Consider the following 16,998-nt stretch of genomic DNA (forward strand, 5'->3'; position numbering starts at 1 on the left):
AGGAGATGATGATGGCAGACCTGAATTTCGGGCTCGGCGAGATGGCCGACACGATCCGCGACACCACGCGGCGGTTCGCGCTCGACCGGATCGAGCCGATCGCGGCGCGCATCGATGCCGAGGACCGTTTTCCCCGCGAGCTATGGCCCGAAATGGGCGCGCTCGGGCTGCATGGCATCACCGTCGAGGAAAAGGATGGCGGGCTCGGGCTTGGCTATCTCGAGCATCTGATCGCGTGCGAGGAGATCAGCCGGTCGTCCGCATCGGTCGGGCTCAGCTATGGCGCGCATTCGAACCTGTGCGTCAACCAGATCCGCCGCTGGGGGTCGCCCGAGCAGAAGGCGAAATACCTGCCCAAGCTGATCTCCGGCGAGCATGTCGGCAGCCTTGCCATGTCGGAAGCGGGCGCAGGCTCGGACGTCGTGTCGATGAAGCTGCGCGCGGACAAGGTCGAGGGCGGCTGGCGGCTGAACGGCACCAAGTTCTGGATCACCAACGCGACGTATGCCGACACTTTGGTCGTGTACGCCAAGACGATCCCCGATGCGGGATCGAAGGGCATCACCGCGTTCCTGATCGAGAAGGATTTCGTGGGTTTTTCGATCGGGCAGAAAATCGACAAGGTCGGGATGCGTGGGTCGCCGACCGCCGAACTCGTGTTCGACGATTGCTTCGTGGCGGAGAGCCAAGTGATGGGCCCGCTCAACGGCGGCGTCGGCGTGCTGATGTCGGGGCTGGATTACGAGCGCGTCGTGTTGTCGGGCATCCAGCTCGGGATCATGCAGGCCTGTCTCGACGTGGTGCTTCCTTACGTTCGCGAGCGGAAGCAGTTCGGACGGCCGATCGGCGAGTTCCAGCTGATGCAAGCGAAGATCGCGGACATGTACGTCGCGCTCAATTCGTCTCGCGCGTACGTCTATGCGGTCGCCAAGGCGTGCGACGCGGGTCAGACGACGCGGTTCGATGCCGCGGGCTGTATCCTGCTGGCGTCCGAGAACGCCGTGAAGGTCGCGAACGAGGCGATCCAGGCGCTGGGCGGGGCGGGCTATACCAAGGACTGGCCGGTCGAGCGCTATTGGCGGGACGCGAAGCTGCTCGATATCGGTGCGGGGACGAACGAGGTCCGCCGGATGCTGGTCGGGCGCGAGCTGATCGGCCACGACGCGCCTAAGGCCCAGTAATGCCGACGCTCACGACACAGGTCGATGCGACGTCCGAGGCGTTCCAGGCGAACGCCGCGCATAACCGGGCGCTGGCGGAGACGCTGCGCGCGACCATCGCGAAGACCGCCTTGGGTGGGTCGGAACAGCATCGTGCGCGGCATGTGTCACGCGGGAAGCTGTTGCCGCGCGACCGCGTCGAGCGGTTGCTCGATCCGGGTTCGCCGTTCCTGGAGGTCGGCGCGCTGGCGTCGAACGGCATGTACGACGACGGCGCGCCCGGTGCGGGGATGATCGCCGGGATCGGTCGCGTGTCGGGGCGCGAGTGCATGATCGTCGCGAACGACGCCACCGTGAAGGGCGGCGCCTATTACCCGATGACCGTGAAGAAGCATCTGCGCGCGCAGGAGATCGCGCGCGAAAACCGCCTGCCGTGCATCTATCTGGTCGATAGCGGCGGCGCCAATCTGCCGCATCAGGCGGAGGTGTTTCCCGACCGCGATCACTTCGGCCGGATCTTCTTCAACCAGGCGCAGATGTCCGCGGAGGGGATCGCGCAGATCGCCTGCGTGATGGGAAGCTGCACCGCGGGCGGCGCCTATGTGCCGGCGATGTCGGACGAGAGCGTGATCGTCCGCAACCAGGGGACGATCTTCCTCGCCGGCCCGCCGCTGGTGAAGGCGGCGACGGGCGAGGTGATCTCCGCCGAGGAACTGGGCGGCGCGGAAACGCATGGCCGCAAGTCGGGCGTGGTCGATCATGTCGCGGAGAATGACGAACACGCGCTGCTGATCGTCCGCGATATCGTCGCGACGCTGAACCGTCCGAAGTCTGTCGATGTCGAGATCGCCACCCCGCGCGCACCCAAATACGATCCGGCGGAGCTGTACGGGATCGTGCCGCAGGACGTTCGCGCGCCGTATGACGTGCGCGAAGTGATCGCGCGGATCGTCGACGGCTCCGAGTTCCACGAGTTCAAGGCGTTGTACGGCACCACGTTGGTGTGCGGGTTCGCAAAGATCTGGGGGATGCCGGTCGCGATCCTTGCCAATAACGGCGTGCTGTTTTCCGAATCCGCTCTGAAGGGGGCGCATTTCATCGAGCTCGCCTGCCAGCGCCGCGTGCCGTTGCTGTTCCTCCAGAACATCTCCGGCTTCATGGTCGGCGGCAAATACGAGGCGGAGGGGATCGCCAAGAACGGCGCCAAGCTGGTGACGGCGGTGGCGACCGCGTCGGTGCCAAAGATCACCGTGCTGATCGGCGGCAGCTTCGGCGCGGGCAATTACGGGATGTGCGGGCGTGCGTTTGCCCCGCGTTTCCTGTTCACCTGGCCCAATGCGCGGATCTCGGTAATGGGCGGCGAGCAGGCGGCGAGCGTGCTGGCGACCGTCCACCGCGACGCGGACAGCTGGACGCCTGAGCAGGCCGAGGCCTTCAAGGCGCCGGTCCGCCAGAAATACGAGGACGAGGGCAATCCCTATTACGCCACCGCGCGGCTGTGGGACGACGGTATCATCGACCCCGCGCAGACCCGCGATGTGCTCGGTCTCGCCCTTTCCGCCACGCTGAACGCGCCGATCCCCGAGCGCGCGCAGTTCGGCCTGTTCCGGATGTGATGGGCATGGACCTGACCATCGACGGCGCGACGGTCGCCGACGAAGCGGCCTTCCATACGCTGATCCGCGAGGCGTCGGGCGTGGAGTGGTATGGCGGCAGTCTCGACGCGTTGTTCGATCTGCTCGTAGCAGTCGTCGCGCCGCCGATCCGCCTGCACATCGTCAACGCCGCAGCGGCGCGCGCGACGATCGGCGCGCGGTTCGACCGTATCGTCACCGTCATCCTGGACGCGGTCGCCGAACGTGGCACCGACGCCGTCGCCCTGCGACTGGAGAGTTAAGCATGATCCAGAGTCTCCTTATCGCCAATCGCGGCGAGATCGCCCGCCGCATCATCCGCACCGCACGACGGCTCGGCATCCGCACGATCGCGGTGCATTCCGACGTCGATGCAGGCATGCCGTTCGTGCGCGAGGCCGACGAGGCGGTGTGCATCGGCACCGCGGCGGCGACCGACAGCTATCTGCGGCAGGACCGCCTGCTGGAGGCGGCGCGCACCACCGGTGCGGAGGCGATCCACCCCGGCTACGGCTTCCTGTCGGAGAATGCCGAGTTCGCCGAGAGCGTGATCGCCGCCGGTCTCGTCTGGGTCGGTGCGCCGCCCGCGGCGATCCGCGCGATGGGGCTGAAGGACGCCGCCAAGGAACGGATGATCGCCGCGGGTGTGCCGGTCACGCCGGGTTATCTCGGGGCGGACCAGTCACCTGAGCGCTTGCAAGCGGAGGCCGACGCGATCGGCTATCCGGTGCTCATCAAGGCGGTGGCGGGCGGCGGTGGCAAGGGCATGCGCAAGGTCGATGCCGCGGGCGACTTCGCCGAGATGTTGGAGAGCTGCAAGCGCGAGGCCGCGGCGTCGTTCGGCAACACGCAGGTGCTGATCGAGAAATACATCCTCTCGCCGCGGCATATCGAGGTGCAGGTGTTCGGCGACACGCACGGGCAGGCGGTCCATCTGTTCGAGCGCGACTGTTCGCTGCAACGCCGCCACCAGAAGGTGATCGAGGAAGCCCCCGCACCCAGCATGGATGACGCGACGCGCGCCGCGGTCTGCGAGGCGGCGGTGAAGGCGGCGCGTGCGGTCGACTATGTCGGCGCGGGAACGATCGAGTTCATCGCCGACGGATCGGACGGCCTGCGCGCCGACCGCATCTGGTTCATGGAGATGAACACGCGGCTCCAGGTCGAGCATCCGGTGACCGAGGCGATCACCGGGCAGGACCTGGTCGAGTGGCAGTTGCGCGTCGCGAGCGGCGAACCTCTGCCGAAGCGGCAGGACGAGCTGTCGATCACCGGCTGGGCGATGGAAGCACGGCTCTATGCCGAGAACCCGAGCACCGGGTTCCTGCCGTCGACCGGGCCGCTCGACCGGCTGCGCTTTCCCGCCGACGTCCGCATCGATAGCGGTGTCGAGGAAGGCGGTGAGGTTACGCCCTATTACGATCCGATGATCGCCAAGCTGATCGTCCACGGGGCGACGCGGCGCGAAGCGGCTGGCAAGCTGGCGGCGGCGGCGCGCGGTACGCAGGTCTGGCCGGTCAGGACCAACGCCGCGTTCCTGGCGCGTGCGGCGGCGCATCCCGATTTCGTCGCGGGGCGGGTTGATACCGGGTTCATCGAGCGTCATGCCGATGCGCTGATCTCGGCGACAGAGCCTTCGCCGGCCGTACTGGCGGCGGCAGCGGCGGCTATCCTGCCTGCCGTGAACGGCGATCCCTGGACCAGCCTGCGTGGGTTCCGCACCAATGCGGCGCCGTCCTCGCAGATTACGGTCGAGGTTGCGGGAAAGCCGTATCTCGTCACCGGCGACCAGGCGTCGGCGGCGGTCGTTGCGGACGGCGTGCTGTTCCTCGACGGCGAGGCATGGCCGTTCGGTCCGCGCCGTGCCGACCATATCGCCGGGGCGGGCGAGGGCGATGGTGCGATCCTGGCGCCCATGCCGGGCCGCGTCATCGCTGTACTGGTCGAGGACGGGCAGGCGGTGACCAAGGGCCAGCGGATGCTGGTGCTGGAGGCGATGAAAATGGAGCAGGCGTTGCTCGCGCCGTTCGATGGCGTCGTCGCCGAACTGAAGGTAACCGAAGGCGCGCAGGTATCCGAAGGCACGATGCTCGCGCGCATCGATAAGGGGAGCGAATGATGGCCGGGCGTTTTTACGACGACTGGACGGTCGGCGACACGATCGTCCACGAGATCCGCCGCACCGTGACCGAGACCGACAATCTGCTGTTCACGGTGATGACTCACAACCCGCAGCCCTTGCACCTCGACGCGGAGGCCGCGCGCGCTAGCGAGTTCGGCCAAATCCTGGTCAACGGTACCTTCACCTTCGCACTGATGGTCGGGCTGTCGGTCGGCGACACCACGCTCGGCACGCTGGTCGCCAACCTTGGCTACGACAAACTCGTGATGCCGAAGCCGGTGTTCATCGGCGACACGCTGCGCGCCGAGACCGAGGTGCATGCGCTCAAGGAAAGCCGGTCGCGACCCGATGCGGGGATCGTCACCTTCGCGCACCGCCTGCTCAACCAGCGCGACGAGATCGTGTGCCAGTGCCTGCGCAGCGCGCTGATCAAGCGGTCGCCGGCATGAGGCTGCGATCGCTGCTGTTCGTGCCGGGCGATCGGCCCGAACGGTTCGACAAGGCCGCGGCCAGTGGTGCCGACGCGCTGATCCTCGATCTCGAGGATTCGGTGGCGGCATCGGCCAAGGACGTCGCGCGGGCGGCGGTCGCGGCGCGGTTGCGCGCGGAGCGTGGCGGGGTCGCGGTATTCGTTCGGATCAACCCGCTCGATACCGATCTGAGCAGCGAAGACCTTGTGGCGCTGCGCGGCCTGTCGCCGGACGCAATCGTGCTGCCCAAGGCGGAAGGGGCGGCCAGCGTTCGCTTGCTGGCAGAGCGGCTAACCGAGGCAGGGATCGACACGCCGATCCTGCCGATCGCGACCGAGACCCCGGCCGCGATCTTCCAACTCGGCAGCTATGCTGGGTGTGGCGTGGCGCTCGCCGGGTTGACCTGGGGGGCGGAGGACCTGCCCGCCGCGATCGGTGCGGCGACCTCGCGCGAGGACGACGGCCGCTATACCGCGCCGTATGAGATGGTGCGGTCGCTCGCGCTGTTCGGCGCGCATGCGGCTGAGGTATCGGCGATCGAGACGGTCTACCCCGCGTTTCGCGATGTCGAGGGGCTGGCGGCATATGCGAAGCGCGCGGCGCGCGATGGTTTTACGGGCATGATGGCGATCCACCCGGCGCAGGTGGCGACGATCAACGCTGCCTTCACGCCCGATGCGGCGCAGATCGCACACGCGCGAGAGATCGTCGCTGCGTTCGCTGCACAGCCGGAGGCGGGCGCATTGCAGATCGATGGTCGGATGGTGGACGCACCACATCTAAAGCAGGCACGGCGGATACTCGACCGCGCAACGTAGACGGCACGATTCCCGTGTGGTCGCAGCATGTCCTTGACAGTAATTCGCGGAAACCGCCCGCCAGAAGACCGGGAGCAAAATCATTCCGATGTCGAGGGCAACCGCTCTAAATTCACTCACCAAAACCGCCTGTTTTCAGCCGATGGTGACCCCTACGGGAATCGAACCCGTGCTTCAGCCGTGAAAGGGCCGCGTCCTAACCGCTAGACGAAGGGGCCTGCGTGGTGGAGGCCGACTAAGGGGAAGGGGGCGAGGCGTCAAGCGTTTCGATACAAGAATTTAGTCTGCCCACGCTGCGTCCTCGACATGAAGCTCGGCCGAGGGGCGCGAGGACCAGTCGTCGATCTTCGCGCGGCCCGCCAGCCAGAGTTTGCGGTGGGGGGCGGCACCGAGCAGGGCCTGGCCGAGTGCGGATTCGGCTGAGCGGAAGGCCATCGCCTTGATGCTGCGGCCGTCGTCGCCCGCGACGATCGTGCGGACGTGGCCGTTGCCGACGATATCCGCCTTGATGACACGGACCGGGCCCATCGCGACGCGGGGGCTGGCCAGCCCATGCCGTAGGGGCCGCCGGCTTCCATCGATTCGACGAGGCCGGGGTTGACGCCGCCCGCCGCCAAGACCGCGTCGAGCAGCAGCGCGCGGTCGCCGTTCCAGCGCTCGACCGCGGCGGCGAGGCGCTCTTCGAGGAAGTCGGTGAAGGCGGGGATCGCGGCCTCGCTGATCGTCAGGCCGGCGGCCATCGCATGGCCTCCGCCAGCGACGAGCAGGCCGTGTTCGCGTGCGGCCATGACCGCTGCGCCGAGGTCGACGCCGGGGATCGAGCGGCCGGAGCCCTTGCCGATGCCGTTCTCGTCGATCGCGATGACGATCGACGGGCGTCCGAGTTTTTCTTTCAGGCGACCGGCGACGATGCCGATCACGCCGGGGTGCCAGCCGTGACCCGCGACGACGGCGACGGCGCGGTCCCGGCAGGAAAGGAGGTCGGCAGCCTCTTGGACGGCCGTTTCGATTGCGCGGCGCTCTTCGTTGAGACGGTCGAGTTCGGTGGCGATCGCGCGCGCTTCGTCGGGGTCCTGTGTGGTGAGCAGACGGACACCGAGATCGGCGCGACCGACGCGGCCGCCGGCGTTGATGCGGGGGGCGAGTGCAAAGCCGAGGTCGGTGCAGGTCGGGTTGCGCGTCAGGCGCGAGGCTTCGATCAGCGCGGCGACGCCGATGTTCTTGCGCGCGCCCATGACTTTCAGGCCCTGCGAGACGAACGCGCGGTTGAGGCCGCGTAGTTGCGCGACGTCGGCGACGGTGCCGAGTGCGACGATGTCGAGCAGGTCGATCAGTTTGGGCTCCGCGCGGTCCTTGAAGAAGCCACGGGCGCGGAGCGTGCGGACGAGCGCGGCGGCGGCGAGGAAGCACATGCCGACCGCGGCGAGGTGGCCGTGCGCCGCACCCTCGGTCTCGTCGAGACGGTTGGGGTTGACCAGCGCCAGCGCGTGCGGGAGCGCGGTCGAGCATTTGTGGTGGTCGATGACGATCACGTCGACCTTCGCGTCGCGCGCGGCGTCGAGCGCGTCGAAGGCTTGTGCGCCGCAGTCGACCGTGACGATCAGCGTGGCGCCTTCGCCGGCGAGGCGGACCAGCGCCTCGCCCGAGGGGCCATAGCCTTCAAGTAGACGGTCGGGGATGTACGGGCGGGCCTCGATGCCGAGATCGCGCAGGACCAGCACCATCAGCGCGGCGGAGGTGGCGCCGTCGACATCGTAATCGCCGAAGATTGCGACCTGTTCGCCGGTCTGGACCGCGTCGGCGAGGCGCTCGGCGGCGCGGTCCATGTCGCGGAAGATCGACGGATCGGGCATGAACGCGCGGATCGAGGGGGTGCGGTGCGCGTCGAGCGCGTTGCGGGGGCAGCCTCGGGCGAGCAGGAGCTGGGTAACGAGGTCGTCGCCCGAACCGCCGACGCCAAAGCCGTCTCCGCCAGAGTCATTACGGGCATCGGCGGCGAGCGCGCGCCAGCGCCAGGGTTGGCCGAGGATCGAAGAGGTTACGCCGAGAACTGTCATGCCTCGGACGTAGTGGCTGCGGGGGGATTGTCGAGCGGGGAGGGATACGTGGTTGCGATCTTCGCTCCACGGCCTGACTCGCCCGCATCTTGTTCTCCCGCGAAGGCGGGAGTCCAGTCTGGGTCCCCGCCTTCGCGGGGAAACAAGTTTATGGGTTACGACCTTTAATCCCACCCGTTCGTGCTGAGTAGCGACCGAGTAGCTTCGCAGAAGCGTATCGAGGGTGCGTATCGAAGCAGGTGTTTTGCGCGCCCACCTGTCCTTCGATACGCCGTCTCGATACGCTGCTTACGCAGCTACTCGACGGCTACTCAGGACGAACGGAAGGGGAATAGAATAGCGCCACCCCAAGGCTCGTCACTTGATCCAGGGCCGCTCGCGGAACCACTTGGTCACGATATACTTCACGCCCTCCATCACCGGCATGCCCTCGTGCAGCGTCAGCCCGTTCGGTGTCCCGTCCGGGTTCATGTTGTTCCACGCGAGCAGCATGCCGCGTTTTGGGGCGATCTTGATGCCGGCCTGCGGAAACCACGTCGCGCCGCCCTCGGGGACGTCGTTGAGGAATACCATCGCGGTCCAGGTGCGCTGGCCGCCCTGCTCCTGCATCTTCGCCCAATAGCTTTCGGACTCGTGGAAATAATCGTGGTGCGCGCGGAATTGCTGGCCGGGGGCGTAGCGCTGGCCCTGCATCGTCTCGCCGTGGAGCAGGTCGATCCCGAGCAGCGTCGCGATCGCCTCGTCGGTCGGCTGCACGTCGGGCGACCAGCGATCCATGTCGCAGCTTTCCGAGGTGCGGAAGCTGCTGTTCGGGCGATCGGACAGCAAGGTCGATGGTCGCCGTTTGGAATCGATCATCGCGATCAGCTGCTTGCAGGTCTTCGAGATCGAGGAAGTCGGACTGGTAATAGAATTGCACCGTGTCCATCGCGATGCGCTGCACCGCGGGATTGGCGTTCAGTCGGGCGGCGACCTGCGATCCGGCGGCCTGGCGGAGGGCCATGGCCGGATCGACCTTCTTGGCTTTTGAAAAGATACCCACGCCGCAGGATTTGGCGAACTCGCCCCGAAAGGCAAGAGGGGAAACGCAAGAGCCCCGCGGCGACGTCTGTCACCACGGGGCTCTCCCCTGTTACTGCGTGACGGGTAGGCGCAATTCTTACAGGGGGCGCCTACCAGAAGATGTCGTACACCGTGTCGACCACGCGGCCGCTGTCGAGATCGACCAGCAACGCGTCGTTGTAATAGCGCACCCAGCGATACGGGCCGTACGCCTCTGGCAGGCGGTAGGTGTACGGGTCTTGGATCCAGTAATTCTGGTTGTACAGAATGCTGTTCAGCGAGAAGCCAACGCCGAAGCGACGATAGCCCGAACCCCAGCCGCTCGGCGCATAGTAACGCGGGAGGCGATAGGCGCCGCGGTTCGACGCGCGGTAGTTGCTCCAGGCGTAGCGGTTGTCGTTGCGCCAGCCGCGGTTCCAAGCGCCGCCCTGGTTGTAGCCTTGGTTGTAGCCGCCGCGGCCATAGCCCTGGACGTTGCCGTACGCGCGGTTGGGCTGGCGGTTCTGGTAGCCGTCGCGGCCGCGGTTGCGCCAGTCGCCGCGGTTGTCGGCGCGCCCGTCATAACGTCCGTTGCGGTCGAACTGGCCGCGATCCGCCTGCTGGTTGCCGCGATCGAACCCGGGGCGACCTCGGTCGCGGTTCCAGCCGCCGCGATCCTGACCGGCTTGCGGGCCGGGACGGTTTTGGCCGTTCCACCCCTGGCTGTTGCCACGCTGACCGTTCCAGTCGGGCCGGCCGCGACCATCCGGGCCCTCGCCGCGGACCTGAGCCTGTACGCCGAGGTCGGCGCGCTGCGGGCGCTGGCCCTGGTCCGGCGCGGCGGGACGGTCGGGACGCTGCTGCTGGAAGGCCTGGCCATCCGGGCGCGATCCGCGGTCGGGGCGGGCACCGCGATCGGGGCGCTGGCCACGATCCTGGCGCGGACCATCGTTACCGCGGTCGCCGCGGTCCTGGTCCACCTGCTGCGCGGTGGCGGCGGTCGCGATCGTGGTGGCCGGCACCAGCGCCGACGCTGCCATCAAGAGTTTGAGTAACTTGCCCGTCATCGCGGTGGTCCTCGACTGCCGGCGCACGAGCCGGCTCCTATGATGGGTACGGTCTAGAGGTATCGGTGTGTGGGGAGGCTGAATGGGTTCGTCAGCGATTAGACAGGTTGGGGGGAATAGTTGTCACCTCGTCTAAAAGTATCCACCCCGGCGAAGGCCGGGGCCCAATTGGGGATGGCGAGTAACGAAGCGCGCGGTTCATTACCTCGGACGTTCCAATTGGGCCCCGGCCTTCGCCGGGGTGGTATTGTGGGGCGACGACCGTTACACCGGCTGCGATTGGGTGGGGTGCCGAACTACCGTGCGGGTGTCGCTCCTCCTTGTTCTCCCGCGAAGGCGGGAGCCCAGACTGGACTCCCGCCTTCGCGGGAGAACAGGCTTAATTCTGAGCGCGCCCACTACCGCGCCGGCGGGGGCACCAGCGCAGGCACCAGCCGAGCGGAGTCCGCCGGATCGATTCCCGGCCTCGGTCCCGCGGGGATCACCTCTTCCCCGCGCATCGCCCGCCCGGCACGCTGCACCGCCTCGACCACCCGAGGATACACCCCGCACCGACACACATTGGTGATCTGCTCGCGGATCAGATCCTCGCTCGGATCTGCATTGCGCTTCAGCAACGCCGCCGCCGCCATGATCATCCCCGGAATGCAGAACCCGCATTGCGGCACCGCCTCCGCGATAAACGCCAATTGCACCGGATGATTGCGTTCACGCGACAGGCCCTCGATCGTCGTCACGTACGCGCCCTCGATCGAGCCAATCGGTACGCGACAACTCCGCATCGCGCGCCCATCGATATCGACCGTGCATGCACCGCAATGGCCGGTGCCGCAGCCATATTTCGTCCCCGTCAGGTTCGACGCATCGCGCAGCGCCCACAGCAGCGGCGTATCGTTATCGAGCCGGTATTCGATCGGCTCGTTGTTGACGGTGAAGCGGCTCATGCCCGCCGTCCTAGCGCGCCGCACGGGATCGCACCAACCGGCATTGCCACGCGGCGGCCCCCGGCTTATGTCGCACGAATAATACCGCGAGAGGGCGCAATACAGATGCACGTCGATACCAAATCCACCGCCGCAGCCGGGGGCGATGCCAGCCACGGCTACGATGCGCCCGACCTGCGCGTGTTCGTGTTCGCGCTATTCTTTATTTTCGGCGGCATTACTTCGCTGAACGACATCATCATCCCGAAGATGAAGGAGCTCTTCACGCTCGACCATGCGACCGCGATGCTGGTCCAGTCGGCGTTCTTCCTCGCCTATGCGCTATTCTCGATCCCCGCCGCCGCGATCGTGCGCAAGGCTGGCTATATGCGGACCGCGTCGATCGGCCTTGTGACGATGACCGCGGGCTGCCTGTTGTTCATCCCCGCCGCAGGGCAGGCGAGCTTCGGCATGTTCCTGTTCGCGCTGTTCGTGCTCGGCGCGGGCATCACCGTGGTGCAGGTCGTCGCCAACCCGCTGATCTCCGCGCTCGGCCACCCCAAGTCGGCGTCGAGCCGGCTGACGTTCGCGCAGGCGTTCAACTCGCTCGGCACCACGATCTTCCCGTATGTCGGCTCCGCGCTGATCCTCGGCGGGCTGGCGACGGTCGACTCCTCGACGCTCACCGGCGCCGCGCTCGACGCGTACCGCACGGAATCGTCGCGGACCGTCGTGCACACCTATATCGGCCTCGCGATCGCGCTGCTGATCGTCGCTGCGGTCGTGTGGACTCGCCGCAACCGGCTCAACGAAGAGCAGGACCAGACCGGCAGCATTTTCCACGCATTCACGCTGCTGAAGCGTCCGCGCTTCGCGATGGGGACGGCGTGCATCTTCCTGTACGTCGGCGCCGAAGTCGCGGTAGGTTCGCTGATCGTCAATTACCTGATGCAGCCGAGCGTGATGGGCCTGAGCGACGTCGCCGCGGGCAAGCACGTGCCGTTCTACTGGGGCGGCGCGCTGGTCGGCCGGTTCATCGGCGCGTACGTGCTGAACAAGGTGTCGCCGGGCAAGGTCCTCGCGGGCGTCGCGACGGGCACGCTGGCGCTGATCCTGATCTCGGCGAACACCGAGGGCGCTTTGTCGGGCTGGGCGCTGCTGGCGATCGGCCTGATGAACGCGGTGATGTTCCCGACGATCTTCAGCCTCGCCTCCGAAGGTCTCGGCAAGCGTGCGGCGGAGGGCTCGGGCGTGATCGCCACCGCGATCGTCGGCGGCGCGATCGTGCCGTATCTGACGGGTATGCTGGCGGACAAGTCGGGCAGCCTGCACTTCGCGCTGCTGCTCCCGGCGATCTGCTACGCGCTGATCTTGGCGTACGGGCTTTACGCTCGGAAGCCGGTGGTAGCCTGAACGATCCAGCCGTCACCCCAGCGAAAGCTGGGGTCTCCCGGTTTTAGCCGCGCGCTTCTGCCGTGAGAGACCCCAGCGTGCGCTGGGGTGACGACGTTTTCGGGTGGCGGTGTAAGGGACGATGCCCTGGGGCGTCCGCCTACTCCGACGACCCCAACATCGGCGCCGCCCGCCCGGTCGCGAGATCGGCATCCGAAAACCGGATTGGTGTGCGAAGCCCGGGGACCAGAGATCCATCCGACCGCGCGACTTCGATCGCCATCCCCCGCGCGACAATCTGCGGATCGTCGAAAGCCTGCGCGACGGTGTTAATCGGCCCGGCCGGCACCCCGACCGCCTCGAGCCGCGCCAGCAACTCGAGCTTGGGCACCCGAGACGTCGCTGCCTCGATCCCCGCGAACAGCAAATCCTTGAACGCCAACCGGCCGGCATTGGTCGCGAACCGTGGATCGTCGCGCATCTCGGGCAAGACCATCGCGTCGCAGAACCGCCGGAACTGGCCATCATTGCCGACCGCGAGGATGAACCAGCCATCGCTGGTCGGGAAGACGGCATACGGGCAGACGTTCATATGCGCGTTGCCGACCCGCGTCGGGGAGACGCCGCTCGCGAACCAGTTCATCGCCTGGTTCGCCAGCACCCCGGTCATCGTATCGAGCAGTGCCATGTCGATCTGCTGACCCCTGCCGGTCCGCTCGCGCATAGCCAGCGCCGCCTGGATCGCGATCACGGAATACAGCCCGGTCATGATGTCGGCGAACGCCACGCCGATCTTCTGCGGCGCGCCATCAGGCTCGCCGGTCAGGTCCATGATCCCGCTCATCCCCTGGACGATGAAGTCGTAGCCGGCGCGGGGGGCGTAAGGGCCGTCCTGTCCGAACCCGGTGATCGAGCAATACACCAACCGCGGATTGATCGCAGCCAGCGCAGCGTAGTCGAGCCCGTACTTGACGAGCCCACCGACCTTGAAGTTCTCGATCACGACATCGGCGTCGGCGATCAGGTCGCGGACGACAGCTTGTCCTTCGGAGGTGGTAAAGTCGGCGACGACCGACCGCTTGCCGCGGTTGGCGGCGTGGAAATACGCGGCGTCGCGCGTGCCGTCGGGATTGTCGATGAACGGCGGACCCCAGGTTCGCGTGTCGTCCCCGGCGGGGCTCTCGATCTTGACCACGTCGGCACCGAGATCGGCGAGGACTTGCCCCGCCCAAGGCCCCGCAAGGATCCGCGCGAGTTCGACGACTTTGAGGCCGGTGAGGGGGGTGTCTTTCACCACGGTCTCATCCCATCACCCATCATCATCGACGCGTCACCTAAGTTCGTCATCCCAGCGAAAGCTGGGATCTCCCGGTAATGGAGCGTGCCCTTGCGGAGGGAGACCCCAGCTTTCGCTGGGGTGACGGGGATGTCAAAACGCAGCGATACCGGTGATCGCCCGCCCAAGGATCAGCGCATGCACGTCATGCGCACCCTCATACGTGTTCACCGTTTCCAGGTTCATCAGGTGACGCATCACCTGATACTCCCCCGAAATCCCGTTGCCGCCATGCATGTCCCGGCTCATCCGCGCGATATCGAGCGCCTTGCCGACATTGTTGCGCTTCACGATCGAGACCATTTCCGGCGCGAACCGGCCTTCGTCCATCAGCCGCCCGACGCGCAACGACGCCTGCAACCCGAGCGCGATCTCGGTCTCCATATCCGCCAGCTTCTTCTGGAACAGCTGCCGCCCCGCCAGCGGCGTCCCGAACTGGTTCCGGTCTAGCCCGTACTGCCGCGCCGCATGGAAACAAAACTCCGCCGCGCCCAGCACACCCCAGGAAATCCCGTACCGCGCGCGATTGAGGCAGCCGAACGGGCCCTTCAACCCCTGTACGTCGGGCAGCAGCGCGTCCTCGCCAACCTCGACCTCGTCCATCATCACCATGCCCGTGATCGACGCGCGCAACGACAACTTGCCCTCGATCTTGGGCGTCTCCAGCCCCTTCATCCCGCGCTCGAGGATGAAACCGCGGATGCCGCCGCCATGCTCGTCGGACTTCGCCCAGATCACGAACACGTCGGCGATCGGCGAGTTCGAGATCCACGTCTTCGCGCCCGAGATCACATAGCCGTTCGCCGTCTTCTTCGCGCGCGTCGTCATCCCGCCGGGATCCGAGCCCGCATCCGGCTCGGTCAGCCCGAAGCAGCCGATCCATTCGCCGGTCGCGAGCTTGGGCAGGTATTTGCGCTTCTGCTCCTCGGAGCCGAACGCGTTGATCGGGTACATCACCAGGCTCGACTGCACCGACATCATCGATCGATAGCCTGAGTCGATCCGCTCCACCTCGCGCGCGACCAGCCCGTACGCGACGTACGACGCGCCGACGCCGCCATATTCCTCGGGGATCGTCGGCCCGAGCAGGCCCAGTTCGCCCATCTCGCGGAAAATCGCGGGATCGGTATGCTCGTGCTGGAACGCGTCGATGATCCTGGGCGCCAGCTTGTCGTCGGCATACGCCTTCGCGCTGTCGCGGATCATCCGCTCGTCCTCGCTCAACTGATCGTCGAGCAGGAACGGATCCGCCCAATCGAACTTGCCCATTCCGGCCATCTGCATCTCCTTCGTTGACCGCCGACTTCGTGGTTCGGCAGGCGAAAGTCCAGCCCTGACGAGCCGTTTAAGCATCGATCAGCGTCAGTACCGCGATCGTCACGTGCTCCCGGTCGCCGATCGTCTCAACGCAGTCGACCGATAGATCGGCGACGATATGCCCGCGCAGCGCGAACTCCGCGTCGGGCAGGCCATCGATCCAGTCTCGAAGACCGGGTACGGGGACCGCCGCGATCGTCAGCCGGTGGAGCGTCCCGACAAACGTCGCGCTCGCCCACGGGGTGCACGCGATCGACTCGACGTGCATCGTCAGGCCCGCCGCACTCGCGTGACCCCGAAGCGCGCGGATCAGCAGCGTACCCACATCGGGGCCGCGGATCGCGTCCATTCTCATGATCCGTTGCTCGCAATAAATGCCTCGATCCGCGCCACCATCGGTTCGCGCGCCTGACGACCGCGTCGCAGGTCATGCACGAGCCGCGGATCGCCGACCGCCAGCCGCCCGAACTTGGTCATCGGCATGCCGGTCTGCCGCAAATATCGATCGATCTTCATGAGAATCGTCACCGTCGTTCCTCCCGAGTCCCTTGTCTCGTTCTTGATCTGTTCCGGCAAATCCTACTTGTCTAGGAAATTTCCTACGCTAGGGTCGGGCGGTGTCGAAAACCGCATCCGATCCCGACCCGAGGACCGCGCTCGCTACGCTGGCGGCGGCGCGCGGTGACAGCTTGGCGGCGCTGTCGGCGATGCTCGGCCGCAACGCGGCGTATCTCCAGCAATATGTCCGCCGCGGATCGCCGCGAATCCTGGGCGAACGCGATCGGCGGTTATTGTCGGCATATCTCGGCGTGAGCGAAGCCGTGCTCGGCGCGCCACCCGATCGCGTAACGGGTTTCCGGATCCCCAAGCTCGATGTCGCCGCGTCCGCGGGGCCGGGTGCGCAGGTCGATGGCGAGATCGTGCTGGGGACCGATACGCTAGACCCGACGCTGGCGCGGAAGCTTGGGCTGAAGGACCGGCAGGCGGCGATCATTCGGGTCCGTGGCAGTTCGATGGAGCCGGGGCTGTTCGACGGCGATCACATCGTCGTCGACACCGCAGACCGGACGCCGCGCGCGAAAGGCGGGGTTTATGTCATCCGGATCGACGATGCGGTGATGGTGAAGCGGGTTGCGCTGGCAGGTGGACGTCTGGTGGCAACCAGTGACAACCCGGCGGCGGGACCGATCCCGCAGGGGCGGATCACCGTGATCGGCCGCGTCGTGTGGCAGATGCGCGAGCCGCGTTAAGGCGGTGAAGCACGATCCTCCCCCGCCAGGGGGAGGTGGCAGGCGTTAGCCTGACGGAGGGGGAGGAAGGCCTAACCGCCGTTTCGTGTCCTCCCCCTCCGTCACCTTCGGCGACACCTCCCCCTGGCGGGGGAGGATCGAGAGTTCGATCCATCCGGGGCCGCCCGGCCGTGCTGACACCTGTCCGTGCCGCCCCCTTTGTGCTGAGTAGCGGCCGAGTAGTTCCGTCAGGGGCGTATCGAGGGCGCGTATCGAAGCACGGTTACCCCGCCAACCTGTCCTTCGATACGCCGTCTCGATACGCTCTGTTGCAGCTACTCGACGGCTAGTCAGGACGAACGGAGGAGGGAGTGGGTAGCCCGGAGCGGCCTCTATCGCCGGTCCTTCACCCACACCAGAACCGCCGCAATC

General features: G+C 66.7%; 14 protein-coding genes, 1 tRNA gene and 2 pseudogenes. 8 read left to right on the forward strand and 9 right to left on the reverse strand.

Annotated features, from left to right (window positions below):
- Positions 1-11 precede the first annotated feature (11 nt).
- From QP181_RS18670 to QP181_RS18695, 6 genes are read left to right on the forward strand one after another with little or no spacing between them, the layout of a single operon-like run.
- Entirely contained in the window at positions 12-1,181 is a 1,170-nt protein-coding gene (locus QP181_RS18670) for an isovaleryl-CoA dehydrogenase (RefSeq protein ID WP_333929452.1), read from the forward strand.
- Complete coding sequence (locus QP181_RS18675; protein ID WP_333929453.1) at positions 1,181-2,776, forward strand: carboxyl transferase domain-containing protein; 1,596 nt, start codon at positions 1,181-1,183, stop codon at positions 2,774-2,776. Before QP181_RS18670 ends, QP181_RS18675 begins: the two co-directional genes overlap by 1 nt.
- A gap of 5 nt (positions 2,777-2,781) precedes the next feature.
- A complete protein-coding gene (locus tag QP181_RS18680) occupies positions 2,782-3,057 on the forward strand; it encodes a barstar family protein (protein ID WP_165886499.1) in 276 nt (91 codons plus the stop codon).
- A 2-nt stretch (positions 3,058-3,059) separates the two neighbouring features.
- The gene (locus tag QP181_RS18685; protein WP_333929454.1) at positions 3,060-4,913 is read left to right on the forward strand and encodes an acetyl/propionyl/methylcrotonyl-CoA carboxylase subunit alpha; all 1,854 of its coding nucleotides are present in this window, start codon (positions 3,060-3,062) and stop codon (positions 4,911-4,913) included.
- On the forward strand, positions 4,913-5,365 hold the full coding sequence (locus QP181_RS18690; protein ID WP_333929455.1) for a MaoC family dehydratase: 453 nt from the start codon (positions 4,913-4,915) through the stop codon (positions 5,363-5,365). Before QP181_RS18685 ends, QP181_RS18690 begins: the two co-directional genes overlap by 1 nt.
- A complete protein-coding gene (locus QP181_RS18695) occupies positions 5,362-6,204 on the forward strand; it encodes an HpcH/HpaI aldolase/citrate lyase family protein (RefSeq protein ID WP_333929456.1) in 843 nt (280 codons plus the stop codon). The genes QP181_RS18690 and QP181_RS18695 overlap by 4 nt, the downstream gene beginning before the upstream one ends.
- 143 nt (positions 6,205-6,347) lie before the next feature.
- On the opposite strand, the gene QP181_RS18700 is transcribed toward QP181_RS18695, so the two are convergent.
- The 5 genes and pseudogenes from QP181_RS18700 to QP181_RS18720 all read right to left on the reverse strand — a co-directional run bounded on the left by QP181_RS18700 (position 6,348) and on the right by QP181_RS18720 (position 11,313).
- Positions 6,348-6,422 (reverse strand) — tRNA-Glu (locus tag QP181_RS18700).
- A 61-nt stretch (positions 6,423-6,483) separates the two neighbouring features.
- Positions 6,484-8,261, reverse strand: a pseudogene (recJ, locus tag QP181_RS18705) (single-stranded-DNA-specific exonuclease RecJ).
- A 357-nt stretch (positions 8,262-8,618) separates the two neighbouring features.
- Positions 8,619-9,264, reverse strand: a pseudogene (locus QP181_RS18710) (prolyl hydroxylase family protein).
- Between the two features lie 169 nt (positions 9,265-9,433).
- Complete coding sequence (locus QP181_RS18715; protein WP_333929457.1) at positions 9,434-10,369, reverse strand: RcnB family protein; 936 nt, start codon at positions 10,367-10,369, stop codon at positions 9,434-9,436.
- A 398-nt stretch (positions 10,370-10,767) separates the two neighbouring features.
- Positions 10,768-11,313, reverse strand: coding sequence for a (2Fe-2S)-binding protein (locus QP181_RS18720; protein WP_333929458.1), 546 nt, complete (start codon positions 11,311-11,313; stop codon positions 10,768-10,770).
- 105 nt (positions 11,314-11,418) lie between these two features.
- Here QP181_RS18720 and QP181_RS18725 point away from each other — a divergent pair, with 105 nt between their 5' ends.
- Positions 11,419-12,705 carry a sugar MFS transporter gene (locus tag QP181_RS18725; RefSeq protein ID WP_333929459.1) on the forward strand — a complete coding sequence of 429 codons (1,287 nt, stop codon included), beginning with the start codon at positions 11,419-11,421 and terminating at the stop codon, positions 12,703-12,705.
- Positions 12,706-12,844: 139 nt separating this feature from the next.
- Here the strand turns inward: QP181_RS18725 and QP181_RS18730 are convergent, their stop codons facing one another.
- From QP181_RS18730 to QP181_RS18745, 4 genes are all read right to left on the reverse strand, one after another.
- The gene (locus tag QP181_RS18730; protein WP_333929460.1) at positions 12,845-13,978 is read right to left on the reverse strand and encodes a CaiB/BaiF CoA transferase family protein; all 1,134 of its coding nucleotides are present in this window, start codon (positions 13,976-13,978) and stop codon (positions 12,845-12,847) included.
- 135 nt (positions 13,979-14,113) lie between these two features.
- Positions 14,114-15,298, reverse strand: coding sequence for an acyl-CoA dehydrogenase (locus tag QP181_RS18735; RefSeq protein WP_333929461.1), 1,185 nt, complete (start codon positions 15,296-15,298; stop codon positions 14,114-14,116).
- 67 nt (positions 15,299-15,365) lie between these two features.
- Positions 15,366-15,686 carry a hypothetical protein gene (locus QP181_RS18740; protein WP_277983631.1) on the reverse strand — a complete coding sequence of 107 codons (321 nt, stop codon included), beginning with the start codon at positions 15,684-15,686 and terminating at the stop codon, positions 15,366-15,368.
- Positions 15,687-15,688: 2 nt separating this feature from the next.
- On the reverse strand, positions 15,689-15,865 hold the full coding sequence (locus QP181_RS18745; protein WP_165911374.1) for a hypothetical protein: 177 nt from the start codon (positions 15,863-15,865) through the stop codon (positions 15,689-15,691).
- 89 nt (positions 15,866-15,954) lie between these two features.
- Here QP181_RS18745 and QP181_RS18750 point away from each other — a divergent pair, with 89 nt between their 5' ends.
- Positions 15,955-16,587, forward strand: a complete 633-nt coding sequence (locus QP181_RS18750; RefSeq protein ID WP_333929462.1) for a S24 family peptidase — start codon at positions 15,955-15,957, stop codon at positions 16,585-16,587.
- Positions 16,588-16,998: the final 411 nt, after the last annotated feature.

Source organism: Sphingomonas sp. LR55, assembly GCF_036856015.1.
GTDB lineage: Bacteria > Pseudomonadota > Alphaproteobacteria > Sphingomonadales > Sphingomonadaceae > Sphingomonas.